This window comes from Actinomadura latina NBRC 106108 (assembly GCF_001552195.1).
Classification (GTDB): domain Bacteria; phylum Actinomycetota; class Actinomycetes; order Streptosporangiales; family Streptosporangiaceae; genus Spirillospora; species Spirillospora latina.
The window spans coordinates 211,187-237,547 of the sequence record NZ_BCQS01000008.1 but is presented as its reverse complement, the minus strand read 5'-3'; the positions used below and the strand labels follow the sequence as shown (position 1 = coordinate 237,547).

Genomic DNA, 26,361 nt, shown 5'->3' with positions numbered 1-26,361 from the left:
GGCTCGGGCCCTACTCCCTGCGGGCGATGAACGCGCGCGGGTGCGGGTCATCGCCGACGGCGCCGACCGTCCAGACACCGCCGCCGGGGACGGCGGCCACCGACGAAAGGCTTCCGGTGCCCTGAGCGGGCACGGTGTCGCGGGTCCACCGCTCGCCGTTCCAGCGCAGCGCATACATCCCGTAGGACGGCGACGCGGGAGAGAAGGTGTCGCCCACGGCCAGCAGCCCTCCGCTCCAGCGGGTCAGGCCCGACAGTTCGCCCTGGCCATCCGGGAAGGCGGCGGTGCCCCACGCGCGGCCGTCCCAGTGCAACATGAGCGGATGGCGGGGTTCGTCGCCGTCGGGACGGAGCTTGGTCCAGCCGGTAACCCAGACGTCGTTGGAGGCGAGGATCCGCACCGAGGCGGGCCGCTTCGTCCACTGGTCCGAGGCCGGTTCCGCCAGCCGCTCCCAGGAGCGGCCGTTCCAGTGGAGCAGGATCAGGCGTTCGGGGTGCCGGTCGTTGCCGCTGTAGTCCACGCCCACGGCCCAGACGTCGACGGGCCCGCGGACGTCGACGGTTTTCAGTGAGAAGTCGTCGCCCATCCCCAGAGCGGGCAACGGGATGTTCGTCCAGCGTCGCCCGTCCCACCGCTGGACGAACGAGCCGAACCGCCCGCCGCTGGAGAAGTCTCCGACCAGCCAGGTGTTGTCGGGCCCGGACGAGGCGACGGCGCCGACCGCGGTCTGCTGCGCGCCGGGGACGGCGGCATAAGGCGCGGCGGCCCACGTTCGGCCGTTCCAGTGCGAGAGACCGCAGTCCGCGGCGGCCCACGCGTCGTTGCGTCGTGTGGCGCTGACAGAGTTGATCCTGCCCAGGCGGGGTACCGCGATGTTCCGCCAGGCGCGGCCGTCCCAGCGCAGCATGAGCGAGGGGAAGCTGTCGGCGGACCAGCACTCCTCCGCGCTCAGCGACTCGCGCATCTCGGCACGCTGGGGCGCGCGTGCCGAGCGGCCGGCCGATTCGGGGACCGTGTCGGGGACCGTGAACCCTGCGGCCCACGCGTTGTCCCTGCCCGTCGCCGCGACGCTCGTGAGGCTCGCGTCCTCCCGCACGGGCGTCTGGTAGGGACGCCATACCGTCGAGTGGGCGGCGGCCGGCGCGGCGGAAACGGTGGGCGCCCCGGACGTGAGAGCCGCCCCGGACATGAGAGCCGCCCCGGGCACGATCGCCGCCGCGGCCAAGCCGCCCGCGACGGCCGTCCTGCGCCTGGAGATGATCACCGTTGCCCCGGCTCGTCCACGAGCTTCACGGTGAGCAGGGTCAGCGAGTAGGTGACGGTACCCGGCGGCACCGCGAAACGGGGGTCCACGGTGCCGTTCTTGGACTGCGGGGCGTTCCGTCCGTTGCTCACGGTCCGCTGCCCCACCATCTGGTACGTGGTGGGATCGAGGAGGAACTGTTCACCGAACCCGCGCGAGAGCGCTATTGCGGGACGGCCCGCGCCATCCTTGACCTTGGCGTCCACGCGCACTCCCGGAATACCGGCGAGCACACGGTAGAGCGCGGCCTGGGTCTTGGGCGCAATTCCCAGCGGCGCGTCCCAGAGCATCTGGGCAGCCGTCCGGAACGCCTCGCCGTCGCGGTCGGAACGCTGCCGGTCGCGCCGGGGGATGGCGTCGACGTCCTTGTAGATGACCGCGCGGAGCGCGCCGGGGTCGGTGGGGAGCGTCCCGAGGCGCGCGTACCGGCGGCTCGCCGGCGTCGCCACCCGGTCCGGTTGCCGGTGCACGACCAGCTTCCCGTCCCTGAACGACGCGTCCCCCGTGCCATCGATCCGGTACCAGCTCTCCTCAGTCACGGGCCGCGCGCCGTGCCCGGTCGCCACCCCCTGCTCCAAGGTCTTCTCGTAGGCCCACTGGTCGGGACGCGGGCGCGTCTCGGGCCGGGCCTGCGCCGTCTCGGCCGCCCGCTCCAGTACCTGCGTCGCGCTCGCCAGCTGCAGCTTGGACGAATCCGTCGTGCCCGGCCCGCCGTCCCCTCCCGTCATGCCCAGCACGGTCGTCACGGAGGCCGCGACGGTGACGGCGGTGACCGCGGTCACCGCCGAGACGGCGGCCGCTCGGCGCCGCCGCACCCGCCGCCGGCCCTGCAGCACACCCCGGTCCACCAGATCCGAGACCTGGGGGGTGACCGACTCGGCCGTCCGGCGCAGTGCCTCGGCCAGTTCCATTTCCATGTTCGTTCCCTCAGTTCTCTTCGTCATGGCGCGAGCAGCATCAGTTCGTCCCCGAGCACCTCGCGGAGCCGGTTCGTCGCACGCATGCTCCGGTTGCGGACGGCCCCGCTGCTCAGCCGCATCGCCCCCGCCACCTCGGCCACGCTCTGGTCGTCCCAGTAGCGGAGGATCAGCACGGCGCGGTCCTGCGGCTGCAGCTTCGCCAGCGCGGTCAGCAGCGTCACCCGCAGCGCCTGGTCCGACTCGGGCCCGGCCGCGTCCGGCAGCCGCTCGCTCGGTGCCTCCCGGCTGCTGCGCTTGCGCATGTGGGACAGGTAGGTGCGCGTCAGCACCGTCCGCGCGTACGCCTCCGGGCTGTCCGCGTTCTGCACCTTCCGCCAGGACGCGTAAAGCTTGCCGAACGTCGTCTGCACCAGGTCTTCCGCCAGATGCCAGTCACCGCACAGCAGCCACGCGGTGCGGAAGAGGCCGGGGCCTCGCACAACGGCGAACTCTTGAAACCCATCCGGTTCCTTGGCCATCGGCCTTCCCAAAACGTCGTCGTTCGCTCTCCTACACCTCAGACGCCGTGGCAGGACCGGGACGTCACACAAGAAACGACCGCCGACTCGGGGCGGGACCGAAGATCGATACCAGGCTGGTTATGAGACTTCCTCGGATTTGAGGATCGTGGTTCCATGGGGACCGAGCAAGCGTTTGGGGACTGTCGCGGCGCGCTGAGCGAGGGAGTACCGAATGGGCCTGCGGTTTCTCGGGAGGTCGTGGGTGCCGCTGGCGGCCGCGGCCCTGCTGGTCCTCGGCCTGGTGCAGCCGGCACAGGCGCATATCGAGCGGCCGTCGTACTGGCCGTCTCCCGGCCCCGACTGCTCCGTCAGCCCGTGCGCCGGCGGGACGGTGCCGACACCGCGGAGCCTGGCGTCGGCCGTCGAGACCATCCCGCACAGCACGACCCGCGTGGTGTGCCGGCCGGATTCGCTGGAACGGCTGGACGCCTCGATCAAGCGGGCGCTGAAGTCGGGCTACGACGTCCGCCCGCACGACCACCGGACGCTCAGCGCCACCGAGGCGCGGGACCTGAAGCAGATCAACCGGGCGCTGTTCGACCGGTGCCGGTACAGCGAGATCCAGCCCGCGGTGACCGATTCACGGAACAACGACCGGGTCGTGGTACTACCGGGTCTCTACACCGAGCCCACGGCGCGCCAGAAGCCGACCCACGACCCCGCGTGCGACCAGTACAAGCTGAGCACGGGCGCGTACTCCTACCTCGGCGAGTACACCTGCCAGAACGACGCCAACCTGATCGCCGTGCTCGGCCGGGCCCCCGGCGGCGGCCAGGACCCGGACCCGCCGCGCGTCGACCGGCACGGCATCCCCAACCGGGGCGCGTGCGTGCGCTGCAACCTGCAGCTCGAAGGGTCGGGCGTGAGCGCCGACGACGTGGTCGTGGACGCCGGCGACCCGTCGTCCGGCAACGGCGGCCCGCGCAACTCGGCGAAGGACGTGGGCATCCGCGCCGACCGGGCCGACGGCTTCGTGCTGCGGAACCTGACCGTCCGGCACGCCGACGAGCACGACATCTACGTGCTGGAGACCAACGGGTACCTGCTGGACAGCTTCAAGACCTTCTACGCGGGCGAGTACGGCGTGCTCACCTTCGTCGAGGACCACGGCGTGATCCAGAACTGCGAGGCGGCCGGCAACGGCGACTCCGGGCTGTATCCGGGGTCGGGCGCGAAGACCGCCGCCGGACGCGACGAGAGCGTCTACCCGGACGCGCGCTACAGCCAGCAGATCCGCTACTGCGACTCGCACCACAACGCCAGCGGCTACTCGGGCACCGACGGCAGCGCCACGTGGGTGCACCACAACAACTTCTACGACAATGCCCTCGGCTTCACCACCGACGTGTTCACCGCCGCCGGGCACCCCGGCTTCCCGCAGCAGGGCGACCTCGTCGAGAACAACGACTTCTTCTCCAACAACTTCAACCCGTACCTGGCGGACAGCGACGTGGTGCCGACCGTGCCGGTCCCGGTGGGGACCGGGATGTGGATCGCCGGCGGTGACGACAACGTCGTCCGGAACAACACCTTCCGCGACAACCGGCGGCGCGGGGCCATGCTCTTCGCCGTCCCGGACGCGTTCGTCTGCGCCGACCAGCCCATGACGGGCTGCGACCCGCTGAAGCTGTCCACCTCGCACCGCAACCAGTTCTACGGCAACCGGATGACCGGCAACGGCCTGGACTTCTGGTGGGACGCCTTCCCCGGCAACACCGGCAACTGCTGGTACTCCAACGGCACCGTCAAGACCTCACCCGGCAACCTGCCGGACTGCCTGAACGGCAAGGCGCCCTTCCTCAGCTTCGGGTTCGGCAACCTGGGCAACGAGTTCGAACTGCTCACCTGCATGGCCAACCTGAAGCCCGGCGGCCCGTGCCCCTGGTTCACGACTCCCGGGGCCACAGCCCCGGCCGCGTCCAGGACGGGGCCCGCCGACGACCCCGTCCACGCCGGGACGAGCGAACTCGACGACGCGATGCTCGCCGCGATGACCTGCCATTCCTGGCAGGAGATGTCGACCGGCCAGCGCGACCACATGCTGGCCAAGATGGCGGTGTTCATGGGCGGCCAGATCGACCACCCGGGGGCGCGCGGCACGACGCTGAGCGACCAGACCGCGACCAGCATGCTCAACAACGCCTGCGGGCTGTCGTTCGCGGGTCCGTTCAAGCTCTACAAGCTCTACGCCCGAGCGGCGGCCTTCCCTCTGCAACTCCCGTAACGGTTCAAGGGGCTAGGGCCCGACGACGCGGATCCTCGGCAGTGTGAGGCGCAGCCTCACGCTGCCGAGGGGGGTCGGCGGGGCGTCTCGTACTTCCTCGCACGTTGACGCCCGCGCCGTCCCCGCGATGTCAGGCTCCGGCCGTCCGCTTGGGCAGTTTCCAGCCCGGACGGGGGAAGTGGCACGTGTAGCCGTTCGGATACTTCTGCAGGTAGTCCTGGTGCTCGGGCTCGGCTTCCCAGAAATCGCCGGCGGCGGCCACCTCGGTGACGACCTTTCCCGGCCACAGGCCGGAGGCGTCGACGTCGGCGATGGTGTCCTCGGCGACCTTCCGCTGCCCGTCCGAGGTGTAGAAGATCGCGGAGCGGTAGCTCTGGCCGATGTCGTTGCCCTGCCGGTTCACGGTCGTGGGGTCGTGGATCTGGAAGAAGAACTCCAGCAGGGCCCGGAAGTCGGTCTCGTCGGGGTCGTAGACGACCTCGATGGTCTCGGCGTGGGACCCGTGGTGGCGGTAGGTGGCGTTGGGAACGTCGCCGCCGCTGTAGCCGACCCGCGTGGAGACCACTCCGGGCTGCCGGCGGAACAGCTCTTCCATCCCCCAGAAACAGCCACCCGCGAGCAGTGCCCTCTCGGTTGCCATGTTCGTTGTCCCCTTCGTGTCCTTCGTCGACGATTACAGCGCGCGTCGACGATTACAGCGGGCATCGCATCGGCGTTATTCCATGGCGCCGCCGACGGCCGGGCGCATCACCACGCCGGGGTCGAAGCTCACTCGGCGCGCTCCCCGAGGCGGACGACGTAGTCATTATGGCCACCCAGACGCGGTCGCGGCTTCCGTGGGCACTTCGGCACAGGCTGCGGCGCATGCCTCGGCAACGGCCTGGCCCTGCTCCACCATGCCGCCCGAGACGCCGATGGCGCCGATCACCCGGCCGGTGCCGTCGCTCACCGGGAGACCGCCGGCGAACGTTTCCGCCGCTGGTGGGGCGGCCACGACGTACGAGCGGCTGGGGGACGCAAGCGCTTCCGCCACCCGGTCGTCGGCGATCTGGAGCTGGACTGGCAGGCGATGCGGCTCGGCGACGCCCCTGACCAGCTCCTGATCACCCACACCGCGCCGGCCGGCACCCCGGCCCACAACGCGCTGCGCATCCTCACCTCCTGGTCCGCCGAGGCTCCGGCCGCCAGGCCCTCAGGACGGGTGCCTCCACAACTCGATTAGCCGGTTCTCGCCGCAGGAGCGCCGCGGGGTCCGGCCGGAGCCTTCGCGTCCGCCGCGCCGAGCGGCCTCTGTTCAGGCGGGGGGCCGCCAGTCCAGCACCGGGCCGAGGGAGCGGAGCATCGAGCTCGGTGGGGTCAGGCTCATGACCCGGTTGCGCAGCGCGACCGCGGGCCGGCTGCTCCATTGGGCGACGGCGCCGACGCGGTGCGAGCGTCGGGCGATCATCTGGCTGCGCGGGCGGCGTTCCCGGTCGTAGGCGGCCAGAGCGGCCTCGACCGTCGGGTGGCGGTCCAGGACGGCCGCAAGTGTGACGGCGTCCTCGAGTGCCTGGCAGGCGCCCTGCCCGAGGTTGGGGGTCATCGCATGGGCGGCGTCGCCGAGCAGGGCCACCCGGCCGGAGACGAAAGACTTGAGCGGGGGCAGTTCGTACAGATCGGTGCGAAGCACGGCGTTCTCGTCGGCCCGGTCCAGCAGCGCCGGGATCGGATCGTGCCAGCCCGCGAAGCGACGCCGCAGCTCGGCCAGTTCGCCGTCCGGGCTGCGTTCGCCCGCAGGCGTGTTGGCGACGCCGAACATGTAGATCCGCCCGCCGGGCAGCGGGACGAGCCCCATCCGTTCGCCGCGGCCCCAGCTCTCGCCTCCCGCGTCCAGCCGTGCACCGGGGTCGACGAGCAGCCGCCAGGCCGTGTAGCCGACGTATCGCGGTTCGGGGGCCTGCGGCCAGAGTGAGCGGCGGACGGCGCTGCGGATGCCGTCGGCTCCGACGACCAGGTCGGCGCGGTCGGCGCCCGCCTCGTGCACGACCTCGACCTGCCGCCCGGCGGCCCGTACCCCTGTGACCGTGACCCCGGTTCGCAGGGCGATGCCGGACACCGCTTCGTGCAGGACCGCCAAAAGATGGGCGCGGTGAAGCATGACCAGCGGGCCGTAGCGGCGGTCCACCTCCTCGGTGTCGGTGCGCGACAGCCACCTGCCCGACGAGTCGCGGATGCCCGCCTGCGTCTCGGTCATGGCCTGCGCCCTGACCTGCTCGCCGATGCCGAGCGCGTCCAGGGCGCGCACGCCGTTGGACCACACCGACAGCCCGGCTCCGACCTCGCGGAACCCGGGCGCGCGCTCCATGACCTCGACGCGCCAGCCCCGGTCGGACAGGGCCGCTGCCGTCGCCAGCCCGCCGATCCCGCCGCCGACCACGATCGCCGTGCGCTGCTCACCCATGACCCACTCCCTTCTACATCTGTAGTAGACGACAGGTACTCTACACTTGTAGAGTGACTAAGGAGAGACCGTGACAGAGAGCACAACACCCCTCTCCCGGCGCGAGGAACTCGCGGACGCGGCCATCGCGGCCCTGGCCGAAGCCGGCATGCGGGGTCTCACCCACCGTGCGGTCGACAAGGCCGCGGGCCTGCCCGAAGGCTCCTGCTCCTACTACTTCAGAACCCGCCAGGCGCTGCTGCAGGCGGCGGTCGAGCGGCTGGAACAGGTGGACACCGCCGAACTCACCGCCCGGCCCGCCCTGTCGGGCGCGGCCGCGCCGGGACGCGAAGGGGCGGCCGAGGCGGCGGCCCGCCTGGTCGAGCACTGGACCACGGCCGGGCGCGAGCGGATGCTGGCCCGCTACGAACTCGCCCTGGAGGCCACCCGCAGGCCCGAGCTCCGCGCCGTGCTCGTCAAGGCCGGGGCGCGGTCCCGGGAGCTGGCCGCCGCGACGCTCACCGCCATCGGCGCCCGCGACCCGGCACGTCAGGCCCCGCTGCTGGTGGCCTACCTGGACGGCCTGATCTTCGACCATCTCGCCGGAGCGGGTTCGCTGGCCCTCACCCACGCCGAACTCAGGGCCGCGCTCCTCGACCTCCTGCACGCCTTCGGCGGCTGTGGCATGGATCACTCTCCCGAGTGTCACGCCGAGGCGGACCCGCCCGTCCGTTCGCCGTAAGCCATGCAGCCCGGCCTCCGCCGGGACGTCAAAGGGAGTGATCATGCGAGTTCTCATCGCGGGAGCCACCGGGGTGATCGGCCGCCGGATGGTTCCGTTGCTGACCGCCGTGGGGCACGAGGTGCTGGCTCTGGCCCGGCCGGGAAGCGACACCGCCGTCCTGGAGGCGGCAGGTGCGCGGGCGGTGGTCGCCGACGCGCTGGACCGGGGCCGGCTGCGCGGGGCGGTCCGGCAGGCGGCGCCGGAAGCGGTGGTGAACCTGCTCACCGCGATCCCGGCCGAGATCGATCCCAAGCATCTGGCGCGCGACTTCGTCCCGACCAACCGGCTGCGCACCGAGGGCACCCGGAACCTGATCGAGGCCGCGCCCGGAGCGCGGATCATCAGCCAGGGGCTGGCCTACGGCTACCAGCCCGGCGAGGGCCCGGCCGACGAGGACGCCCCGCTGTGGCGGACCGGCACTCCCAAGCAGTTCATCCCGGTACTGGACGCCCTCGACGAACTGGAACTCCGGACCGCCCAAGCCGATGGGCTGGTGCTGCGGCTGGGACACCTCTACGGGCCCGGCTCCATCTACGCCGCGGACGGATCGTTCGTCCGGCAGGTGCGGGCCGGGAAGGTGCCGCTGGTCGGCGGCGGAAACGCGGTGTTCTCCTTCACCCACGCCGACGACGTGGCGACCGCCGTGGCCGCCGCGCTGGACAAGCCCGACATCACCGGGGTGCTGAACATCGTCGACGACCGGCCCGTACCGCTGCACCGATGGCTGCCCGAGCTGGCCGCCGTCCTCGGGGCTCCGGCACCGAAGAAGGCGCCCGCCGCCCTGGCCCGGCTGGCGGTCGGTAGCTGGGGCGTGGCGTTCATGAACCGGCTGCGCGGCGCCGACAACACCCGGGCCCGGCTGCACCTGGACTGGCGCCCCCGTCACGCGTCGGCGGCCGAGGGGTTCGCCGCCGAACTCGGCGGCGCGACGAACCGGGCATCCGCATGAACATCGAGCCGAGGACACCTGCGCTGAAGGCTCAGCCTCGCTTCGGCCGATTCCTGAAGGCCGACAGTACCGGCATCCGGCGCGTGGCCGGGCCGGTCCTGCTGCTGCAAGGACGGGCCGGCGGCGTCGTGCCGAGGTGAGGGGTGCGGCGGCTCCGTGCCCGGCCCGTGAAAGCTCTCGGCAGCCGGGGCCGCCGACCAAGGAGGGAGCACAAGGTGGACGAGACCTTCGAAGAACACCGGCGGCTGCTGCTGGGCCTGGGGTACCGGCTGCTGGGCAGCATGTGGGATGCCGAGGACGTGGTGCAGGAGGCCTGGCTGCGCTGGATGCGAACCGACCGTTCGCAGATCCGCGAGCCACGTGCGTTCCTGGTGACGGTGGTGTCCCGCCTCGCCCTGGACCAGCTGCGGTCGGCGCGGGTGTCCCGCGAGGCCTACACCGGGCCGTGGCTCCCCGAACCGGTGGACGGTCGGGCGTTCGGACCGCTCGAGACCGCCGAACTGCGCGACACGCTCTCCTACGCGACGCTGCACATGATGGAACGGCTGTCGCCGCCCGAACGGGCGGTGTTCGTCCTGCGCGAGGCTTTCGATCTGCCCTATGACCGGATCGCCGGGATCCTCGGCAGTCCCGCCGCGACCTGCCGGCAGTGGCACCACCGCGCGGTCGCGCACCTGTCCAGGGATTCCGAACGGTTCACCGCCGAACCGTCCGACCACGCCGAACTCCTCACCCGGTTCCTGGCCGCGGCGCGCGACGGCGACCTGACCGCCCTGACGGAGCTGCTGGCCGAGGACGCGATCGCCTACAACGACGGCGGCGGAAAGGTCCGCGCCGCTCTGCGCCCGATCATCGGACGCGACGACGTGCTGGCATTCGTGACCGGGCTGATGTCCCGCTATCCACTGCAAGAGGCCCACCTGACCCAGGCCAACGGCGAACCGGCGATCTGGACCGTGATCGGCGGGCAGCGGCAGCTGGCGGCCTTCGATATCCGCGCCGGACGCATCCACGCCATCTACGGCGTCCTCAACCCCGACAAGCTCACCCGCATCCCCGCCGCCCCCTGTCGTGGGCGGCGAACGGAGAGCGTCCGGCCCTGAACCCCCCCACCGGCGTAGCGGTGTGGACACCGGTCTCCTCCTCCCTGGATCGAAATCCTGCACTCTGTCGGCTCTGAAGTGTTGACATTCGAACCTTATGTTCGCACTATGGGTCGAAATCAAGTAGAGGAGTGGTCCGTGTCACAGGTGGAGGTCCTCCGGGACCGGTTGATCGAGCAGGGCGTCAAGTACGTGTTCGGCTTCTATGTGGACATCCACGGCGTGCCGAAGAGCAAGTGCGTCCCGGTGGAGTCGCTGCCCTCCATGGCGAAGGGCTCGGAGCTGTACACCGTGGGTGCGCTGGAGGGCATGGGCGACCTCGGCCCGCACGAGGACGAGTGCGCGGGGATCCCCGACCTGGACCGGCTGGTGGTCCTGCCCTGGAAGCAGGAGTTCGCGGTGGTGCCGACCAGCCTGCACCTCGACGGTGAGCTCTACCCTCAGGAGGCGCGCAACTTCCTGCTCCGCCAGGTCGATGAGGCCGCGGAGATGGGCTTCACCGTGAACGTCGGGATCGAGCCGGAGTTCTACGTCGTCCGCGAGACAGGCCAGGGCTGGGAGCCGCTGGTGCCGCAGGACCGGCTGGACGCGCCGACGCGCGGCTACGACCTGGAGACCACGATGCTCGCCGCGCCCTTCCTGGGGCCGATGGTCGAGTACATGAACCAGCTCGGCTACGGCGTCTACTCGTTCGACCACGAGGGCGGCGACGGGCAGTACGAGTTCAACTTCGACTACACCGACGCGCTCACGATGGCCGACCGCATGGTGGTCTTCCGGCTGATGGCCAAGCACGTCGCCCGCGAACTCGGCTGCATCGCGACGTTCATGGCCAAGCCGTTCCAGGACGACTTCGGCTCCGCGTCCCACGTGAACATCAGCCTGGCCGACGGGAAGACCGGCCGGAACGTCTTCGAGGCAGCGTCCGGCGGCGGTTACAGCGACACCGCCCGCCACTTCGTGGCCGGCGTGCTGGCCCACGCGGGCGCCATCTGCGCGGTGACGTCGCCGACGGTCAACTCCTACAAGCGGTTCACCAGCAAGGGCTTCATGGACGAGATCTCCTGGGCCCCGGTCTACCGGAGCTGGGGCGAGAACAACCGGACCCTCATGTGCCGGATGCCGGTGAACCGGCACTGCCTCGAGGTGCGCACCGTGGACGCCTCGGTCAACTACCACCTCGGCATCGGGCTGATCCTCGCCGCCGGGCTGGACGGCGTCGCCAACAAGCTCGACCCGGGCGAGCCCCTCAACCGCGACGCCTACCGGATGAGCGCGGAGGAGCTCGCCGGATACGGAGACCTCGCGCTGCCGAGCTCGCTGGACCAGGCGCTGGACCTGTTCGAGGCCGACGACCTCGCCGAGCGGGTCATGGGCAAGGAGTTCCACCGGACCTTCCTCGACTACAAGCGGGCGGAGTGCCGCGAGTACGGATCAGTGGTCACCGACTGGGAGACCCGGAACTACCTGCAGAGGCTTTGAGATGTCCACACTGAACGAGACCTCGACCGCAGAGCGCCGCCTGCGGGCCAACGCCGAGGCTCTGCAGAGGATGGTCGGCGCCGAGCCCGTGCTCGTGGGCGTGGCCGCGGCCGGCGACGTCGTGCCCGGGATGACGCCCACCACGATCCTGACCTCAGGGGCGCCGCTGGAATGGCCCCAGTACACGGGCGGCCAGCGCCGCGCCATCCTCTACGGCGCGGTCTACGAAGGCTTGGCGGACGGTGTCGAGGACGCAGAGGCCAAGCTCGACAACGGCGACATCCGGGTACGCTCCACCCAGCAGCACGACTGCATCGGCTCGGTCGCCGGCATCTACACCGCCTCGATGCCGGTGTTCATCGTCCAGGACGAGACTCACGGCAACCGCGCCTACTGCAACTTCTACGAAGGCAAGAGCCGCTACCGCCTCAACTACGGGTCCTACGACCAGGAGGTCGCGGACGGGCTGCGGTGGCTGGAGTCGACCATGGCGCCGGTGCTGGCCGGGTGCCTCGCCGATCATCCGATCCCGCTCAAGCCGATGATGGCCCGGGCGCTGCGGCTGGGCGACGAGCTGCACAGCCGCAACACGGCGGCCACCATGCTGCTGCAGCGGGAGTTGACCCCGCGGCTGCTCGCGCTGGCGTCGACGGCGCAGTGGCGGACGCGGGTGGAGGAGGTCCTGGACTTCTTCCTGGCGAACGACTACACGTTCCTCAGGCTCGGCATGGCCGCGGCCAAGGCCACCGCGGACGCCGCCCACGGCGTCGAGCACAGCAGCCTCATCACCGGAATGGCGATCAACTGCCGCGAGTTCGCCGTCCGCGTCAGCGGTCTGGGCGACGCGTGGTTCAGCGGCGGCCACCCCGAGCTGCGCGGCCGGTTCTTCGACGGCTTCACCGAGGCCGACGCCGAATGGATCGGCGGGGAGAGCTGCGTCACCGAGACCGTCGGCCTCGGCGGGATGGCCCAGGCGTGCGCCCCGTCGCTGATGGATTACCAGGGTGGCAGTTTCCAGGCCATGCTGGGCAACAACGAGGCGATGTACGCCATCACCTCGTCCGAGCACCCCGACTACCGGATCCCGGCGTTCGACTTCCGCGGGACGCCGGTCGGCATCGACCTGCACGCCGTCGTCGCCTCCGGTGTCACCCCGCTGATCGACGGCGGTCTCGCCGGACGCTCCGGCGGCCAGATCGGAGCCGGCGTCCTCCGGCCCCGCATCGACGCGTTCACCGCCGCGTCCGCCGCCTACGCGGAGCGCTACCCGACCCCGACCGCCTCCTGACCACGATGCACCGCTGGAGAGAGCCATGACGTACTCGGAGCAGGCAACCCCCGCCGGCAGCGGAGCGACGAAATCGTCCACGCCCCATATCCAGGGCCGTATGGGGCCCTTCGAGCTGGCCTTCTTCGTCGTGGCCGCGGCCGGGCCGCTGCTCGTGGTCGCCGGCTTCGCCCCGCTGGCCTTCATGATCGGCGGGATCGGGGCCCCCGGCGCCCAGCTCGTCGCGGGCATCGTGCTGCTGCTGTTCGCGGTCGGCCTGACCAGGATGGCGCTGCGCATCAAGAACGCCGGCGCGTTCTACTCCTACATCGGGCAGGGCCTCGGCCGGCCGGTCGGCGGAGGCGCGGCCACCCTGGCGATGGCGGCGTACTCGGTGATCGCCATCGGCCAGCTCGGCGCGGTCGGTGCCTTCGCCGCGGTGCCGGTCAAGGACGCGCTCGGGATCGACGTGCCATGGCCGGTGTTCTCGTTCGCCGCGCTGGCCATCGTGGTCTACCTGGGGCACCGGCAGATCTCGCTCAGCGCGAAGGTGCTCGGCGTCGCCCTGCTGTCGGAGGCCGTGATCCTGCTCGTCCTCGCCGCGCCGGTGCTCTGGCAGGGCGGCGCGGACGGGCTCGACGTGAGCTCCTTCTCCCCGTCGGCGATCTTCGCCGGCGGCGGCACGGGCGCGATGTTCGCCATCGTGTTCGGCGCGTTCATCGGGTTCGAGTCGACCGCGATCTACTCGGAGGAGGCCCGCGACCCCGAGCGGACCGTCCCCCGGGCCGTCTACCTGGCCGTGGGATTCCTGGCCCTCTTCTACACGTTCATGGCCTGGGTCGTCTACGTCGCCTACGGCAAGGCGTCGATCGTGGACGCCGCCACCGCCGACCCCGTCGGGCTGGTGTTCGCCGCGACGGAGAAGTACGTCGGGCACGGCGCGGTGGTCGTGATGGAGATCCTGCTGGTGACCAGCGCGTTCGCGTCCACGCTGGCCTTCCACAACACCGCGTCGCGGTACCTGTTCACGCTCGGACGGGAGAAGATGCTGCCCGGCGGGCTCGCCCGCGTCCACCCGAAGCACCGTTCGCCGTACGTGGCCAGCGCCGTCCAGGGCACCATCGGCCTGGTGGCGATCACCGCGTTCATGCTCGCGGGAGCCGACCCCTACCTCCAGGTCTTCCTGCTGATGGTGGCGCCGGGTGTGCTGGCCGTGATCGTCCTGCAGGCGCTGTGCTCGCTCGCGATCGCGGTCTACTTCAACCGGGTGAACACCGCGCACGGACTGAGCGTGTGGAGCACGGCGGTGGCGCCGCTCCTCAGCCTCATCGGCCTCGGGGTCGCGTCGTGGCTGGTGGCGCGCAACTTCGACCTGCTGTCCGGCCGGACCGACTGGGTGAACTACCTCCTCCTCAGCTTCATCCCGCTGGCGTTCCTCGTCGGAACCGTGCGGTCGCTGCAGCTCAGGCGGGGCCGGCCCGAGGTGTACGCCCAGCTGACCAAGACCGAGGTCTTCTGAGTGCTCCGCCGCGAAACGCCGGCCGCGAGGTAGCCGTGACAGGCAAGCCGCTGATCGGCATCAGCGCCGACCTGGCCGAAGCCGAGTGGGACGTGTGGCGGCGGCGAGCCGTCGTACTGCCGGTGGCCTACCACGAGCAGGTGGTGGCCGCCGGCGGGCTCGCCGTCGTCCTCCCTCCCCAGCCGCAGGCCGCGTCCGACGTGATCGGGAGGCTGGACGGCCTGGTGCTGGCGGGGGGAGGGGACATCGACCCCCGCCGGTACGGGGCGCGGCCGCACCCGTCCGTGCGCCCGGCGGACGCAGCGCGGGACGACTGGGAGATCCGGCTCGCCGGCTCCGCTCTGGCGGCCGACCTGCCCGTCCTCGGCATCTGCCGGGGTATGCAGTTGCTCAACGTCGTGCTCGGCGGCACCCTCGTCCAGCACCTTCCCGACGTCGTCCGTACCGACGCGCATCTGCCGGTCCGGTCAGGGTTCGGGAAGCACCCGATCACCATCCGGCCCGGCAGCGAACTGCACGCCGCGCTCGGGGACTGCGCCGACATCGCCACCCACCACCATCAGGCGGTCGGCGGCCTCGGCCGGGGAGTGGTGGAGACGGCGTGGGCCGAGGACGGGATCGTCGAGGGCATCGAGGTCCGCGGCCGGGCCTTCGCCTGCGGGGTGCAGGGCCACGCGGAGGAGACCGGGATGACCGGGCTGTTCGAGCGGTTCGTCGGCGCGGCCGCGCGCCGGACCGCTCAGCCGAGTTCCCACTCGTAGGAGAACTTCTCGATCTTGAGGATGAGCGAGGTCTCCACGGCGGTGATTCCCGGTAGCGCTCCGAGCACATCGGTGGTGAACCGGAGCAGGTGCTCCTTGTCGTAGAAGAACGCCTCGATCATCACGTCGAAACGCCCCGTGGACAGGCCGCAATAGCGGACCTCCGGCGCTTCGACCAGTTTCTGGCTCACTTCCCGAAGGTGGGGGAGGCTCACCGAGAGCCCGATGATCGCCGAGATGTTGTACCCGGCCAATCGGGGCGTGGGCACCGCGACGATCTCCATGAGGTCCCGGTCGCGCATCGCCGCGATCCGCTTACGCACGGTCGTCTCGGTGATCCCCAATTGCCGGGCGATCGCGGAGTTCGACGTGCGTCCGTCTTTCTGGAGGATCCGGAGGATCTCACGATCCGTGGTGTCCAGCGCCGACAGCGGAGGGACGGCTTGCCCGAGCCTCATGCCGTCCTGGGGACCCTCCTTGCCAACCATTCGCCCAGCCTATCGTCAGAATGCCCGCTCCCCCGCAATGGACGGCCGTGCCGGACGGGGTCCGGGAGCAGCCGACCGAGGTCTTCCGCGCCGACTTCTCGACCTTGATCCGCATTAGCCCGAGGCGGATGCGCGGCTGGTGAGATCCGGAGCCGTCCAGGGGACGGTTCATGTCCTTGGGAGTGGAGTAAAGCGAATTCGTCAGGTGTCGGTTCCTCGTGGGATCCCGAGGGTGGCGAGCAGATCTTCGTGGAACTGGATCCACAGAATGTGGCAGGAGCAGGCACTCGGTGAGTTGCCCGCACAGTTCGGTGAAGGACTTGCCCACGTTCGCCAGCGTCCGCAGGACCCGCCCGTCCCAGGCCCAGTCGGCGTGGTCGTTGAAGGCCATGGGATCGAGCCGCGTCGGCCGTATCTGCCAGTCGGTGCAGACGGCGCCAAAGCGCCGGTTCAGGGGCACGAACGCGGTGTGCACGTCGGTCACTGCGTCTCGCGCACCTGCCCGGTCGAGTTCGTCGGCCAGTCGCCTCTCATTCTCCGCCCGGCCGGCGTCCGTCAGGGACCAGCCGGAACTGCCGGCGAAGCTTGATCTGCGAACCCAACCTCGGGCCTCGAAGTCCAGCAGTGCCTCGTGGACCGCATCGACGTCCAGCCCGTAGCGGGCGGCCACGCGGGATGCCGTCGGAAAGCCCAGCACCCGGACGCCGTGGATGGCCAAGTCCTCCGGCGCGGACACGAGGGCCACCTCAAGCACTCCCTCGGCGGCTCTCGACGCGCCTCGTCACCCGGCCGAAGCGCTGCTGCGCGGCCTGGGCAGAGGCCAGTCCCATCGCGCGGGAGATCTGCGGCCAGGACAGACCGCGAGAGCGTGCGGTGAACATCAGTGCCGCCTCCATCTGGTCCACCTCGGCCCGGGCGGCCGACAGCAGGGACAGGGCCGCCACCACGGTGCGCTCGTCGATGTCGCTGTCGCGCCACAGGGCGAAATGGATCAGGTCGACCGCCGAGGGCGGCTGGCTCCGTCAACGAAATGTTGATGGATGGACTGCCGACCTGATGGTGCGCGTCTTCAGTGACCGGTGGAGCGCAGGATGGCCCAGGTGCCCCAGCCGGCCTCGGCTTCGGTGGTGTGCCAGTGTCCGGGCAAGGCGGCCGTGACGGTGGCGGCCGGCAGGTGGAGGGGTCCGTCGGTGCCGAGTTGGTTGATCCAGATCAGCACGCCGCCGGGAGCCAGGACGCGCGCGATCTCGTCGGCGAACAGCAGCATGTCGATGGCGACCACGGCGGTCACGGTGGCGTCGGCGATGGGGAGTGCCGCGGCGTCGGCGCGGACTCGGGCTGGTGAGCGTCCGGCGGCTCGGCGCAGCATCTGTTCGGAGAGGTCGAGGCTGATCACAGCGGGGAAGGCGGTGGTCAGCAGCCCGGTGTGGGCGCCGGTGCCCGACCCGAGCTCCAGGCAGGGCCCGTCGGGGACCGGAGCGCCACGGGTCAGGGCGTCGCGCAACGGGTCGTCGCGGCCGGTGGCCTGGCCGGTGTCCCAGGTGTCGGCGAGCTCGTCGAACAGGTCGGCGAAGAACCGTGCCGCCTCGCGCGTCCAGGGCCGTCCGGCGGCCAGGTCGCGAGCGAACGCGCCCAGCAGGGCGGTGGTCTCGGGCGGCGGGACGGGCTTACCGGGCGGGCTCGGCAGCACTCGCGGCAGTGTGCGCGTCACCAGTGAACAATATCCGGGCCCACCCCTGGAAGATGCCGGGCTCATCGAGAGTGAACGTCTGACGTGCGCCTCAGGACCTTGGCCTCTGCTCTGGGGCGGGTTCGCCGCGGAGCATGGAAATGGCAGTCCTTTCGCAATCCATCCGGAGCCCGCGATGAACGACACCATCACCCAGCCGGCGCCCACCAGCTATCAGGTCACCGCTACCACCACCTCGGCCGGCCGGGCCCAGGTCACCGCCGGCAGCGAGGCGATCACCCTTGACACCGCCTGGGCGAGCACACCGTCCGGGCTGCCCGGCCCCGCCGAGCTGCTCGCCGCCGCGCTCGCCGCCTGCCTGCTCAAGAACGTCGAACGGTGCGGCCAGATCCTGCCCTTCCGGTACCGGCATGCCGAGGCCGTGGTGACCGCCCACCGCCAGGACTCCCCACCGGCCTTCACCCGCTTCACCTACGAACTGCGGCTGGACACCGACGAACCCGAACACCGGATCGATCTCCTGCACCGCAACCTGCGCCGCTACGGCACCGTCTACAACACGCTTGCCGCCACCTGCGAGGTGCAGGGCACCGTTGTCACGGGCCCGCCGTCCGCGACGTCATCCTGATCGCCGCGGACGTAGCGCCCCTCCAGGTCCTCGGGTGAGCAGCGGGACTCGCGTCGTCATCTGGCCGACGTCAACGCGCGGCCGGACGTGCGCATCTGCTCGCACAGCCGAGTGAGGACGTGCCGGGCGTCGGCGGCTACCCCGCGCAGGGTGGCCGACGCGAACGAGCGCTGCCATTCCAGCCCGACGTAGCCGAGTCCTGGATGGGTGAGCGAGACGCCGCCGCGGTGGCGTGGCTGCCCGTCGTCGTCCAGCGCGCCCAACCCGGCGAGGTAGTCCACGCCCGGCCGGTATCCGGTGGCCAGCAGCACCACGTCGGCGTGTTCGCGCGTGCCGTCGCTCCATACGACCTGGTCGCCGTCCAGATGGCTGAACATCGGGCGGCGGTCGGGGTTCCCGGTGGCGATGGCGTCCCGGTAGGTGCCGGTGTCCATCACCGGGGTGCCTTTGCCTCCGGTCAGCAGCGGGCGTGCCCAACCGGCGGTGTCCAGCCCGGTGCGCTGCAACCAGATGTGCACGTCGACGCCCAGAAGGCGCTGCGCCATGAAGCGGAGGGGATGCCGGGTGGCGAGCGTGACGTCGGCGATCCCGGCGAGTTCGATCGCGATCTGCACCGCCGAGTTCCCGGCGCCCACGATCACCACTCGACGGCCCGCGAACGGTTCGGGACGCCGGTAGTCGGACGAGTGCAGCACCGTGCCGGTAAAGCCGTCCAGACCCGGGAGATCCGGGCGGTGGGGGCGGCTGAACCCGCCCGTCGCGGCGATCACCAGCGGTGCGGCGAAGACCTCGCCGCCCGTCGTGGCGACCTCGAATCCGCCTCGCGCGCCGTCCTCCGCGGCCGCGACCTCCGCGACCTCCGCGACCCGGTGACCGGCGCGGATGTCGGCGTCCAGGTGGGCGGCGTAGTCGGCCAGGTAGGCCACGACCTCGTCCCGCGTGGGGTAGCCGTCCGGATCGCCCGGGAACGGCGCCCCGGGCAGAGCGCTGCGCCGGGCCGGGGAGAACAGGGTGAGACTGTCGTAGTAGTGCGGCCAGGACCCGGCCGGCCGCTCGGCAGCCTCCAGTACGAGTGGCGCCAAGCCCAGGGAACGCGCGGTGTGGGCGGTGGCCAGGCCGGCCTGGCCACCGCCGATGACGACCAGCGGTGCGGTGGTGAGCATGGGCGGAACATATCAATATTTCATAAAATGTCAAAGTGTTGATATGTCGCGTAGGCTGAGGAGCCAGGTCTCATGGAGGAGCAAGCAGCGATGGTCAAGCCGGTGACCGGCCAGTCGATGTCGGCGGAGGGACCCGCTGACGGGACGGCCACGGCGTCGCCCGGGGACGGATGCGGGGGCACGGCGGCCGCTCCGCTCGGCGCCGGCGCACACGAGTTCCTCAAGGCGCTGGCCAGCGAGCAGCGGCAGCAGATGCTCGAACTGTTCGCCGGCGGCGTCGAACTCAGCGTCGGCACCGTCGCCGAGCGCCTGGGCGTCGGCCAGTCCAACGCCTCGCAGCAACTCGCGCTGCTGCGCCGGGGCGGCCTCCTCACCTCGCGCAGGGACGGCAAGCAGGTCCTCTACCGCATCGATTCCGCCGCGGTCGACCGGTCGCTCACCGAACTGCGCGACTACCTGCGCACCTGCTGCCCGCCCGAAGACTGAGCCCTGCGTTCTCACTCCTCCGGGCGGAGCTCGCCGACGAGGTTCTCGACGCGCTTGCGGATCTCGTCGCGGATCGGCCGGACGGCGTCGACGCCCTGCCCGGCGGGGTCGTCGAGGGTCCAGTCCAGGTAGCGCTTGCCGGGGAAGACCGGGCAGGTGTCGCCGCAGCCCATGGTGATGACCACGTCGGAGGCCTGGACGGCGTCCGTGGTCAGCACCTTGGGGGTCACGGCGGAGATGTCGATGCCCTCCTCGGCCATCGCCGCCACCACGGCGGGGTTGACCTGGTCGGCCGGCGCGGACCCGGCGGAGCGCACTTCGATCTCGTCGCCGGCCAGGTGGGTGAGGTAGGCGGCGGCCATCTGGGAGCGTCCGGCGTTGTGCACGCAGACGAACAGGACGCTGGGCTTGGTGGAGCGAGCCTGATCAGGCATCGGCGTTCCTTCGCTGTTCGAGGCCGGGCTGGTCGACGGTGCCGGCTGAGTGGGCGTGCGGCCCTGTTGCCGCACGGGCCGCGCTGGTCATCGTCGTGTCACCGCGCATCGGCCCGGAATCGGCGACGCAGCCACAGCGACACGTACACCAGCCCGACCAGGACCGGAACCTCGATCAGCGGGCCGACCACGCCCGACAGGGCCTGCCCGGAGGTGACGCCGAAGGTGCCGATCGCGACGGCGATGGCCAGTTCGAAGTTGTTCCCGGCCGCGGTGAAGGCGAGCGTCGCGGTGCGCGGGTAGGGCAGCCGGACGGCGCGTCCGAGCGCGAAGGACCCACCCCACATGAGCGCGAAGTAGGCCAGCAGCGGGAGGGCGATCCGGGCGACGTCGGCGGGCCGGTTGGTGATCGTGTCGCCTTGCAGGGCGAACAGGATGACGATGGTGAACAGCAGCCCGTACAGCGCGACGGGTCCGATCCGCGGCAGGAACCGCTCCTCGTACCAGGCGCGGCCGCGGGCGCGTTCACCAAGGCGGCGGGTGAGGTATCCGGCCGCGAGCGGGATGCCCAGGAACACCAGCACGTTCACCACGATCTTGCCGATCGGGAAGTCCGCCTCGTCGGTCGCCAGCCCCAGCCAGCCGGGCAGGACCTGGAGGTAGAACCAGCCGAGCGCACCGAACGCGATGACCTGGAAGACGGAGTTGAGGGCGACCAGGACGGCGGCGGCCTCCCGGTCTCCGCAGGCCAGGTCGTTCCAGATGATGACCATCGCGATGCAGCGGGCCAGCCCGACGATGATCAGGCCGGTGCGGTACTCGGGCAGGTCAGGCAGGAAGGTCCAGGCCAGCGCGAACATCACCGCCGGGCCGATCACCCAGTTCAGCAGCAGTGAGGTGAGCATCAGGCGGCGGTCGCCGGTGACGGTGTCCAGCCGGTCGTAGCGAACCTTCGCGAGTACCGGGTACATCATCACCAGCAGGCCGAGGGCGATCGGCAGCGAGATCCCGCCGGCCTCGACCTTGGCCAGCGCGTCGTCCAGTCCGGGGACGGCGCGTCCCAGCCCGAGGCCGAGCACCATGGCCGCGATGATCCACACGGGCAGGAACCGGTCGAGCGTCGACAGCCCGGCGACCACCCCGGTCTCCGGTGGACGGGTGATGGTGCCGGAGCCTCGCGTGCTGGTCACGTGCAGGGCCTCTTTCGCTGGTGGGTCTGGGCCTCGCGGGCGGCGGCGGCCAGCTCGCCGAGTTCGCCGGCCAGCTGCTCCAGCGCCTCGGGGCGCAGCCGGTAGTAGGTGAATCGCCCGCAGGGCTCGGTGTCGACCAGGCCGGCGTCACGCAGCGCCCGCAGGTGGTTGGAGATGTTGGTCTGCTTGGCGCCGGTCTCCTCCACGAGGTGGCAGTTGCACAGCGCCTCCGCGGCCAGCAGCGACACGATCTGCGCACGCAGCGGGTCGGCCAGCAGCCTCAACACATCAGTCCCGACTGACATCATCACAGAATGATACGTTAGCAGACCCCTCGGGACGGCCGATACGGCCCCCGTGAGCGTGAACCCCGCCCCGATGATGAAAGATGAGGAATCCGGCGACCAGCTCGGCGGCAACCGCCGCGTCCCCGGCCCTCGCCCGCGCGGAACGGAGATCGGTCAGTGAAACTCGATGTGCAACTGGACGGCCGGCCGGACGAGGCGGCGCAGCGTGCGCGTGAGCTGATCGCCGCCGGGGTGGACGGCCTGTTCACCTTCGAGGGCCCGCACGATGTGTTCCTGCCGCTGATCGTCGCGGCCGGCGCATCGGACGTCCCGCCGACCGACCTGATGACCAACGTCGCGATCGCGATCCCGCGCAGCCCGATGCACCTGGCCACCATGGCCTACGACCTGCAACTGCTGAGCAGGGGACGGTTCCGGCTCGGGCTCGGCTCGCAGATCAGGCCGCACATCGAGAACCGGTACGGCTCGACCTGGAGCAGGCCGGCCGCCCGGATGCGCGAGGCGGTGCTCGCGGTCAAGGCGATCCTGAACTCCTGGCAGGACGGCACCCCGCTGGACTTTCGCGGCGAGTTCACCAGGCACACCCTGATGCCCGCGACGTTCGTCCCCGGGCCGAACCCGTACGGCGTACCGCCGGTCCTGCTCGGCGCGCTCGGCCCGGTGATGACCCGGACCGCGGCCGAGGTCGCCGACGGGCTGCTGGTGATGCCGTTCCACAGTCATCGGCATTTCCGCGAGCGCACCCTCCCGGCCGTGGCCGAGGGCCTGGAGCTGGCGGGTCGTGAGCGGGTCGAGGTGTACCCGCAGGCGATCGTCGCGATGGGCGGCTCTCCTGCCGAGATCGAGGCGGCGAGTTTCGGCGTGAAGGGACTGCTGGCGTTCTACGGTTCGACTCCGGCGTACAAGCCCGTCCTGGACATCGAGGGCTGGGGGGATCTGCAACCCGAACTGAAGGCGCTGTCCAAGACCGGCGACATCATGGCGATGATCGGTCTGATCGACGACACGATGATGCGGACCCTGGCGGTCGTCGGAACGCCGGCGGAGTGCGCCGCCGAGATCAAGACCCGGTTCGGCGACGTGGCCGAGCGCGTCTGCGCCTATTTCCCCGGATCGACCCACCCGCGAGAGACGATCGCCGCCCTCGCGACCGAACTGAGTAGAACGCCGTGAACGTACCCGCCCCGCCCATGCAGACCCTGCAAGGGCGCGGGCCCGTTCGGAGCCTGATCGCATGGCCGGAAAAGGGGTGGACCGGGTGACGCTGGACTTGTAGCTTGCAGTCGACCGAGACACCGCCCGAGGAGGTGAGACCCATGAACGCTGTATCGATGTGGGTGCTCCCCCTTCCGTCACGGTCGGGCGATTGACGTAGGTGTCGCCGGGAGCGCCTCACCAACAAGGCACTCCCGAAAGGCAACACCCATGCACTCTTCGCAGTTCACCGCCGGGTCGCCGGGCTCAGGCGCCGATGGCGCGCCCCTCATGTTCGACGTGATCATTGCCGGGTGCGGGCCGACCGGCGCGATGCTGGCCGCCGAGCTGCGGCTGCACGATGTGCGGGTACTGGTTCTGGAGAAGGAAACCGAGCCCGTATCGTTCGTCCGCATAGTGGGGCTGCATATTCGCAGTCTCGAACTCATGGCCATGCGCGGACTGCTGGAGCGCATTCTCGAACACGGAAGGCAGCGTCCGGCCGCGGGGTTCTTCGCCGGCATCGCCAAACCCGCGCCCAAGGGCCTGGATTCCGCGCACGCCTATCTTCTGGGCATCCCGCAGCCGGTCATCGTCCGCCTGCTCGAAGAACATGCGATCGAACTGGGTGCGCAGGTCCGGCACGGTTGCGCGGTCGCCGGTCTCGAGCAGGACGACGAGGGCGTGACCGTCCGGCTGGCCGACGGCGAACGGCTGCGCTCCCGCTATCTCGTCGGCTGTGACGGCGGGCGCAGTACGGTGCGCAAACTGCTCGGTGTCGGCTTCCCCGGCGAGCCGTCGCGGACGGAGACGCTGATGGGCGAGATGGAAGTGGGTGTGCCGCAGGAGGAGATCGCCGCCAAGGTGACCGAAATCAGCGAGACCACCAGGCCATTCTGGCTCAGGCCCTTCGGCGAACACGTCTACAGCGTCGTGGTCCCCGCCGCGGGAGTCGGCGATCGCGCGGAACCGCCCACCCTCGACGATTTCAAACAACAGCTGCACGCCGTCGCCGGAACCGATTTCGGTGTGCACTCCCCGCGCTGGCTGTCCCGTTTCGGCGATGCCACCCGGCTGGCCGAACGTTATCGGGCCGGGCGGGTGCTGCTGGCCGGCGACGCGGCGCACATCCACCCGCCCACCGGCGGTCAGGGCCTCAACCTGGGCGTTCAGGACGCATTCAACCTCGGCTGGAAGCTGGCCGCACAGATCCGCGGCTGGGCGCCGGAAACACTGCTGGACACCTACCAGGCCGAACGTCATCCCGTCGCCGCGGACGTGCTGGACAACACCCGCGCCCAGATGGAACTGCTGGCCGCCGAACCGGGCCCGCGGGCCGTGCGCAGGCTGCTCACCGAACTGATGGACTTCGACGAGGTGAACCGCCACCTGATCGAGAAGATCACCGCGATCGGCATCCGCTACGACTTCGGCGAAGGCCCCGACCTGCTCGGCCGCCGCCTGCGCGACATCGGCGTGCAGCAGGGCCGCCTCTACGGTCTGCTGCATCGCGGCCGCGGCCTGCTGCTGGACCGCACCGGGCGGCTGACCGCCGGCGGATGGTCAGACCGAGTCGACTACCTCGCCGATCCCACCGCGGAACTGGACGTTCCGTGCGTCCTGCTACGCCCCGACGGCCACGTCGCCTGGACCGGCGACGATCAGCAGGACCTGGACGCCCACCTCTCCCGCTGGTTCGGCGGGCCCGCCGCCTGACCGGACGGAGCGGTGCGGGCCCGCGCGACGGCCGGTCAGCCGGGGATGCGGAGGGCGAGGAGCGCCACGTCGTCCTCGCCGCTGGGCTCTATCCGCTCCAGAAGCTCGTCGCACATGTCGGGCAACGGGAGCTGGGCCAGGTGGGCACTGTGGCGGCGGAGGCTGGTGAGACGGTCGTTCAGGTCGGTGTCGCGGGTTTCGATGAGGCCGTCGGTATAGAGCAGGAGGGTGGACAGGGGCGGCAGGACGCAGTCGCCGTCGGGGCGGGTACCGGTGAACTGGGGGTCGCCGAGCAGCACTCCGTGTTCGTCCAGGAAGCGCGTGCCGCCGTCGCAGGTGATCAGCAGAGGCGGGGGGTGTCCGGCGTTGCACCAGCGCAGCTGCCAGGGGCCGCCCGGGCTCCCTTCGACGCGTCCGAACACGGCGGTGGCCAGGTCGGCGTCGCTGACGGCGGCCATGACGCCGTCCAGGCGCGCCAGCACGGAGCTGGGCGGCTGGGCCATGTCCCAGGCCAGGGCCCGGAGCATGTTGCGGACCTGGGCCATGCGGGCCGCCGCGGGCAGGTCGTGGCCGACGATGTCCCCGATGACCAGTCCGGTGGAGCCGTCGGGCAGCGCGAAGGCGTCGTACCAGTCACCGCCGACCCAGCTGACCTGGGCCGCCGGCACGTACCGGGCCTCCAGCCGCAGTTCGCCCGGCTGCGGCAGCGGTGTCAGCAGGTTGCGCTGCATCGCTTCGGCGGTGTTGCGCTGCTCGGCGTACAGCCGGGCATTGGCCAGGACCAGGCCGGTGCGGCGGGCGACGTCCTCGACGACGAGCCTGTCGCCCGGCCCGTAGAGCTGCCCGGAACGGGAGTAGCCCAGCGTGAGCGCGCCGTAGGTCACCCCCCGTGCCGCCAGCGGGGTGATGATCGCGCTCTTGGCGTCCATGACCTGGAAGAGTTCGTACTGGGCGGCGCCCAGAGGTTCGTCAGGTCGCATGTCCACGTCCCCGCTGACGACGACCGTGGTGCCGCCGCGGAGGACCTTGGCCAGCGGGCCGCGCGGTGTCCGCGGAAGGGGCGGGAGCGGTCCCTCGAGGCCGGCGATGTCGGCGGCGGACAGCTCACGGTGCGTCGCGGCGACCCGTTCGACGCGGCCGTCGGGGATCATCAGGTCGACCTCGGCCCAGTCGCCGAGCGCGGGCACCACGAGCCGGACCAGCCGCCGCAGCAACTCCGCCTCGTTCAGCGTGGACGACAGCACCGTGGTGATCTCGGCCACCAGCGCCAGCCGGGAGTTGGCGTGCTCCACCTGGGCCAGCCGGTGGCGCCGCTCGCGCTCGACCGCGAACCGGTCGGCGGCGTCCTGGAGGACGATGACCAGCCCGGCGACCGACCGCGTCTCGGACGTGGTCCCGGCCTGGTCGCCGGTGTAGATGGGTGCGGACGACCAGGAGCACGTCACCAGCCGCCCGTCGCGATGGACGAATTTCTCGCCCTCCCCGTGATCGGGGACGCCGTCGCGCAGCGCCCGCATGAGGCGGCAGTCCCGGTCGGGCGGGACGTGCCCTTCGGCGTCCCGGTGGAGCAGCCGGTGCAGCCCCTTTCCCAGCACCTCGTCGCGGGTGTAGCCGAGAAGCTGCTGCGCCCGCGGGTTCCACGCCGTGATCCTGCCGGACTCGTCGGTGGCGAGAACGCCGGAGTTCATCGCCTCCACCAATCGATCATGAGCCCCGTCCGGCCGATCGCCCACCTGCCCGGTCATTTCACTCCCCTGGTGAATCGGACACGAA

The 26,361-nt window shown here is 70.8% G+C and carries 28 protein-coding genes and 1 pseudogene; 14 read left to right on the top strand and 15 right to left on the bottom strand.

All coding sequences use genetic code 11. The annotated features are described in order from the left end of the window. Positions 1 to 10 precede the first annotated feature (10 nt). From AL2_RS14810 to AL2_RS14800, 3 genes are read right to left on the bottom strand one after another with little or no spacing between them, the layout of a single operon-like run. Positions 11 to 1,264: a hypothetical protein gene (locus AL2_RS14810; protein WP_067634159.1), complete on the bottom strand. Its 1,254-nt coding sequence runs from the start codon at positions 1,262 to 1,264 to the stop codon at positions 11 to 13. Beyond that, positions 1,261 to 2,220 (bottom strand): CU044_5270 family protein, encoded by a 960-nt coding sequence (locus AL2_RS14805; RefSeq protein ID WP_157438159.1) that lies wholly within the window; start codon positions 2,218 to 2,220, stop codon positions 1,261 to 1,263. Before AL2_RS14805 ends, AL2_RS14810 begins: the two co-directional genes overlap by 4 nt. A gap of 23 nt (positions 2,221 to 2,243) precedes the next feature. Next, entirely contained in the window at positions 2,244 to 2,741 is a 498-nt protein-coding gene (locus AL2_RS14800) for a SigE family RNA polymerase sigma factor (protein ID WP_067634155.1), read from the bottom strand. A 214-nt stretch (positions 2,742 to 2,955) separates the two neighbouring features. Here AL2_RS14800 and AL2_RS14795 point away from each other — a divergent pair, with 214 nt between their 5' ends. Next, positions 2,956 to 5,007, top strand: coding sequence for a right-handed parallel beta-helix repeat-containing protein (locus tag AL2_RS14795; protein ID WP_157438158.1), 2,052 nt, complete (start codon positions 2,956 to 2,958; stop codon positions 5,005 to 5,007). A gap of 130 nt (positions 5,008 to 5,137) precedes the next feature. On the opposite strand, the gene msrA is transcribed toward AL2_RS14795, so the two are convergent. Further along, positions 5,138 to 5,647, bottom strand: a complete 510-nt coding sequence (gene msrA / locus AL2_RS14790) for a peptide-methionine (S)-S-oxide reductase MsrA (protein WP_067634152.1) — start codon at positions 5,645 to 5,647, stop codon at positions 5,138 to 5,140. Positions 5,648 to 5,812: 165 nt separating this feature from the next. Further along, positions 5,813 to 6,001, bottom strand: a complete 189-nt coding sequence (locus AL2_RS40080) for a heme-binding protein (protein WP_369688511.1) — start codon at positions 5,999 to 6,001, stop codon at positions 5,813 to 5,815. Between AL2_RS40080 and AL2_RS40075 the strand changes: the two are divergent. Continuing rightward, a pseudogene (locus AL2_RS40075) lies at positions 5,951 to 6,229 on the top strand (MmyB family transcriptional regulator); the annotation flags it as partial. The gene AL2_RS40080 and the pseudogene AL2_RS40075 sit on opposite strands and share 51 nt — an antisense overlap. Positions 6,230 to 6,301: 72 nt before the next feature. Here AL2_RS40075 and AL2_RS14780 read toward each other — a convergent pair. Beyond that, positions 6,302 to 7,447 (bottom strand): FAD-dependent monooxygenase, encoded by a 1,146-nt coding sequence (locus tag AL2_RS14780; protein ID WP_067634146.1) that lies wholly within the window; start codon positions 7,445 to 7,447, stop codon positions 6,302 to 6,304. Positions 7,448 to 7,517: 70 nt separating this feature from the next. Here AL2_RS14780 and AL2_RS14775 point away from each other — a divergent pair, with 70 nt between their 5' ends. The 8 genes from AL2_RS14775 (at position 7,518) to AL2_RS14745 (ending at position 15,291) form a co-directional block, all read left to right on the top strand. After that, entirely contained in the window at positions 7,518 to 8,168 is a 651-nt protein-coding gene (locus AL2_RS14775) for a TetR/AcrR family transcriptional regulator (RefSeq protein ID WP_067634144.1), read from the top strand. 43 nt (positions 8,169 to 8,211) lie between these two features. Beyond that, a complete protein-coding gene (locus AL2_RS14770; protein ID WP_067634259.1) occupies positions 8,212 to 9,159 on the top strand; it encodes an NAD-dependent epimerase/dehydratase family protein in 948 nt (315 codons plus the stop codon). After that, the gene (locus tag AL2_RS37415; RefSeq protein WP_157438157.1) at positions 9,156 to 9,299 is read left to right on the top strand and encodes a hypothetical protein; all 144 of its coding nucleotides are present in this window, start codon (positions 9,156 to 9,158) and stop codon (positions 9,297 to 9,299) included. The genes AL2_RS14770 and AL2_RS37415 overlap by 4 nt, the downstream gene beginning before the upstream one ends. Before the next feature lie 75 nt (positions 9,300 to 9,374). After that, positions 9,375 to 10,262, top strand: coding sequence for an RNA polymerase sigma-70 factor (locus AL2_RS14765; protein WP_067634142.1), 888 nt, complete (start codon positions 9,375 to 9,377; stop codon positions 10,260 to 10,262). Between the two features lie 138 nt (positions 10,263 to 10,400). Then, positions 10,401 to 11,744 carry a hypothetical protein gene (locus tag AL2_RS14760; RefSeq protein ID WP_168444521.1) on the top strand — a complete coding sequence of 448 codons (1,344 nt, stop codon included), beginning with the start codon at positions 10,401 to 10,403 and terminating at the stop codon, positions 11,742 to 11,744. Between the two features lies 1 nt (position 11,745). Then, positions 11,746 to 13,032, top strand: a complete 1,287-nt coding sequence (locus tag AL2_RS14755; protein WP_067634138.1) for a YlbE family protein — start codon at positions 11,746 to 11,748, stop codon at positions 13,030 to 13,032. 100 nt (positions 13,033 to 13,132) lie between these two features. Beyond that, on the top strand, positions 13,133 to 14,530 hold the full coding sequence (locus AL2_RS14750) for an APC family permease (RefSeq protein WP_210747600.1): 1,398 nt from the start codon (positions 13,133 to 13,135) through the stop codon (positions 14,528 to 14,530). A gap of 35 nt (positions 14,531 to 14,565) precedes the next feature. Beyond that, the gene (locus tag AL2_RS14745) at positions 14,566 to 15,291 is read left to right on the top strand and encodes a gamma-glutamyl-gamma-aminobutyrate hydrolase family protein (protein WP_067634134.1); all 726 of its coding nucleotides are present in this window, start codon (positions 14,566 to 14,568) and stop codon (positions 15,289 to 15,291) included. On the opposite strand, the gene AL2_RS14740 is transcribed toward AL2_RS14745, so the two are convergent. The 4 genes from AL2_RS14740 to AL2_RS14730 form a co-directional block, all read right to left on the bottom strand. Beyond that, a complete protein-coding gene (locus AL2_RS14740; protein ID WP_067634258.1) occupies positions 15,270 to 15,749 on the bottom strand; it encodes an Lrp/AsnC family transcriptional regulator in 480 nt (159 codons plus the stop codon). The genes AL2_RS14745 and AL2_RS14740 overlap by 22 nt on opposite strands. After that, positions 15,694 to 16,515, bottom strand: a complete 822-nt coding sequence (locus tag AL2_RS36300) for a hypothetical protein (protein ID WP_245666662.1) — start codon at positions 16,513 to 16,515, stop codon at positions 15,694 to 15,696. The genes AL2_RS14740 and AL2_RS36300 overlap by 56 nt, the downstream gene beginning before the upstream one ends. A gap of 10 nt (positions 16,516 to 16,525) precedes the next feature. After that, complete coding sequence (locus AL2_RS14735) at positions 16,526 to 16,726, bottom strand: hypothetical protein (protein ID WP_067634132.1); 201 nt, start codon at positions 16,724 to 16,726, stop codon at positions 16,526 to 16,528. Positions 16,727 to 16,848: 122 nt separating this feature from the next. Then, positions 16,849 to 17,490 carry a class I SAM-dependent methyltransferase gene (locus AL2_RS14730; RefSeq protein WP_168444520.1) on the bottom strand — a complete coding sequence of 214 codons (642 nt, stop codon included), beginning with the start codon at positions 17,488 to 17,490 and terminating at the stop codon, positions 16,849 to 16,851. A 154-nt stretch (positions 17,491 to 17,644) separates the two neighbouring features. Here AL2_RS14730 and AL2_RS14725 point away from each other — a divergent pair, with 154 nt between their 5' ends. Continuing rightward, positions 17,645 to 18,097, top strand: coding sequence for an OsmC family protein (locus tag AL2_RS14725; protein WP_067634128.1), 453 nt, complete (start codon positions 17,645 to 17,647; stop codon positions 18,095 to 18,097). Positions 18,098 to 18,153: 56 nt separating this feature from the next. On the opposite strand, the gene AL2_RS14720 is transcribed toward AL2_RS14725, so the two are convergent. Beyond that, positions 18,154 to 19,260, bottom strand: a complete 1,107-nt coding sequence (locus AL2_RS14720) for a flavin-containing monooxygenase (protein ID WP_067634126.1) — start codon at positions 19,258 to 19,260, stop codon at positions 18,154 to 18,156. Positions 19,261 to 19,332: 72 nt separating this feature from the next. Here AL2_RS14720 and AL2_RS36295 point away from each other — a divergent pair, with 72 nt between their 5' ends. Next, entirely contained in the window at positions 19,333 to 19,746 is a 414-nt protein-coding gene (locus AL2_RS36295) for an ArsR/SmtB family transcription factor (RefSeq protein ID WP_245666661.1), read from the top strand. An 11-nt stretch (positions 19,747 to 19,757) separates the two neighbouring features. On the opposite strand, the gene AL2_RS14710 is transcribed toward AL2_RS36295, so the two are convergent. The 3 genes from AL2_RS14710 to AL2_RS14700 form a co-directional block, all read right to left on the bottom strand. Continuing rightward, positions 19,758 to 20,180: an arsenate reductase ArsC gene (locus AL2_RS14710; RefSeq protein WP_067634124.1), complete on the bottom strand. Its 423-nt coding sequence runs from the start codon at positions 20,178 to 20,180 to the stop codon at positions 19,758 to 19,760. Positions 20,181 to 20,278: 98 nt separating this feature from the next. Continuing rightward, positions 20,279 to 21,370 carry an ACR3 family arsenite efflux transporter gene (arsB, locus tag AL2_RS14705; RefSeq protein ID WP_157438154.1) on the bottom strand — a complete coding sequence of 364 codons (1,092 nt, stop codon included), beginning with the start codon at positions 21,368 to 21,370 and terminating at the stop codon, positions 20,279 to 20,281. Beyond that, positions 21,367 to 21,678, bottom strand: coding sequence for an ArsR/SmtB family transcription factor (locus AL2_RS14700; RefSeq protein ID WP_245666660.1), 312 nt, complete (start codon positions 21,676 to 21,678; stop codon positions 21,367 to 21,369). Before AL2_RS14700 ends, arsB begins: the two co-directional genes overlap by 4 nt. 156 nt (positions 21,679 to 21,834) lie before the next feature. Between AL2_RS14700 and AL2_RS14695 the strand changes: the two genes are divergently transcribed. Then, the gene (locus tag AL2_RS14695) at positions 21,835 to 22,851 is read left to right on the top strand and encodes a TIGR03617 family F420-dependent LLM class oxidoreductase (protein ID WP_067634121.1); all 1,017 of its coding nucleotides are present in this window, start codon (positions 21,835 to 21,837) and stop codon (positions 22,849 to 22,851) included. A gap of 312 nt (positions 22,852 to 23,163) precedes the next feature. Next, complete coding sequence (gene rox, locus AL2_RS14690; protein WP_210747599.1) at positions 23,164 to 24,588, top strand: rifampin monooxygenase; 1,425 nt, start codon at positions 23,164 to 23,166, stop codon at positions 24,586 to 24,588. A 35-nt stretch (positions 24,589 to 24,623) separates the two neighbouring features. Here rox and AL2_RS14685 read toward each other — a convergent pair whose 3' ends face one another. After that, the gene (locus AL2_RS14685; RefSeq protein WP_083946511.1) at positions 24,624 to 26,333 is read right to left on the bottom strand and encodes a SpoIIE family protein phosphatase; all 1,710 of its coding nucleotides are present in this window, start codon (positions 26,331 to 26,333) and stop codon (positions 24,624 to 24,626) included. Between the last annotated feature and the right edge of the window lie 28 nt (positions 26,334 to 26,361).

Bases quoted from the DNA above. Each gene is read 5' to 3' on its own strand.
- AL2_RS14805 (WP_157438159.1), bottom strand. From the start codon at position 2,220: ATGGAAATGGAACTGGCCGAGGCACTGCGCCGGACGGCCGAGTCGGTC.
- AL2_RS14800 (WP_067634155.1), bottom strand. From the start codon at position 2,741: ATGGCCAAGGAACCGGATGGGTTTCAAGAGTTCGCCGTTGTGCGAGGC.
- AL2_RS14795 (WP_157438158.1), top strand. From the start codon at position 2,956: ATGGGCCTGCGGTTTCTCGGGAGGTCGTGGGTGCCGCTGGCGGCCGCG.
- msrA (WP_067634152.1), bottom strand. From the start codon at position 5,647: ATGGCAACCGAGAGGGCACTGCTCGCGGGTGGCTGTTTCTGGGGGATG.
- AL2_RS14780 (WP_067634146.1), bottom strand. From the start codon at position 7,447: ATGGGTGAGCAGCGCACGGCGATCGTGGTCGGCGGCGGGATCGGCGGG.
- AL2_RS14770 (WP_067634259.1), top strand. From the start codon at position 8,212: ATGCGAGTTCTCATCGCGGGAGCCACCGGGGTGATCGGCCGCCGGATG.
- AL2_RS37415 (WP_157438157.1), top strand. From the start codon at position 9,156: ATGAACATCGAGCCGAGGACACCTGCGCTGAAGGCTCAGCCTCGCTTC.
- AL2_RS14755 (WP_067634138.1), top strand. From the start codon at position 11,746: ATGTCCACACTGAACGAGACCTCGACCGCAGAGCGCCGCCTGCGGGCC.
- AL2_RS14750 (WP_210747600.1), top strand. From the start codon at position 13,133: ATGGGGCCCTTCGAGCTGGCCTTCTTCGTCGTGGCCGCGGCCGGGCCG.
- AL2_RS14740 (WP_067634258.1), bottom strand. From the start codon at position 15,749: ATGAGGCTCGGGCAAGCCGTCCCTCCGCTGTCGGCGCTGGACACCACG.
- AL2_RS14725 (WP_067634128.1), top strand. From the start codon at position 17,645: ATGAACGACACCATCACCCAGCCGGCGCCCACCAGCTATCAGGTCACC.
- AL2_RS14720 (WP_067634126.1), bottom strand. From the start codon at position 19,260: ATGCTCACCACCGCACCGCTGGTCGTCATCGGCGGTGGCCAGGCCGGC.
- AL2_RS36295 (WP_245666661.1), top strand. From the start codon at position 19,333: ATGGAGGAGCAAGCAGCGATGGTCAAGCCGGTGACCGGCCAGTCGATG.
- AL2_RS14710 (WP_067634124.1), bottom strand. From the start codon at position 20,180: ATGCCTGATCAGGCTCGCTCCACCAAGCCCAGCGTCCTGTTCGTCTGC.
- AL2_RS14700 (WP_245666660.1), bottom strand. From the start codon at position 21,678: ATGATGTCAGTCGGGACTGATGTGTTGAGGCTGCTGGCCGACCCGCTG.
- rox (WP_210747599.1), top strand. From the start codon at position 23,164: ATGTTCGACGTGATCATTGCCGGGTGCGGGCCGACCGGCGCGATGCTG.
- AL2_RS14685 (WP_083946511.1), bottom strand. From the start codon at position 26,333: ATGACCGGGCAGGTGGGCGATCGGCCGGACGGGGCTCATGATCGATTG.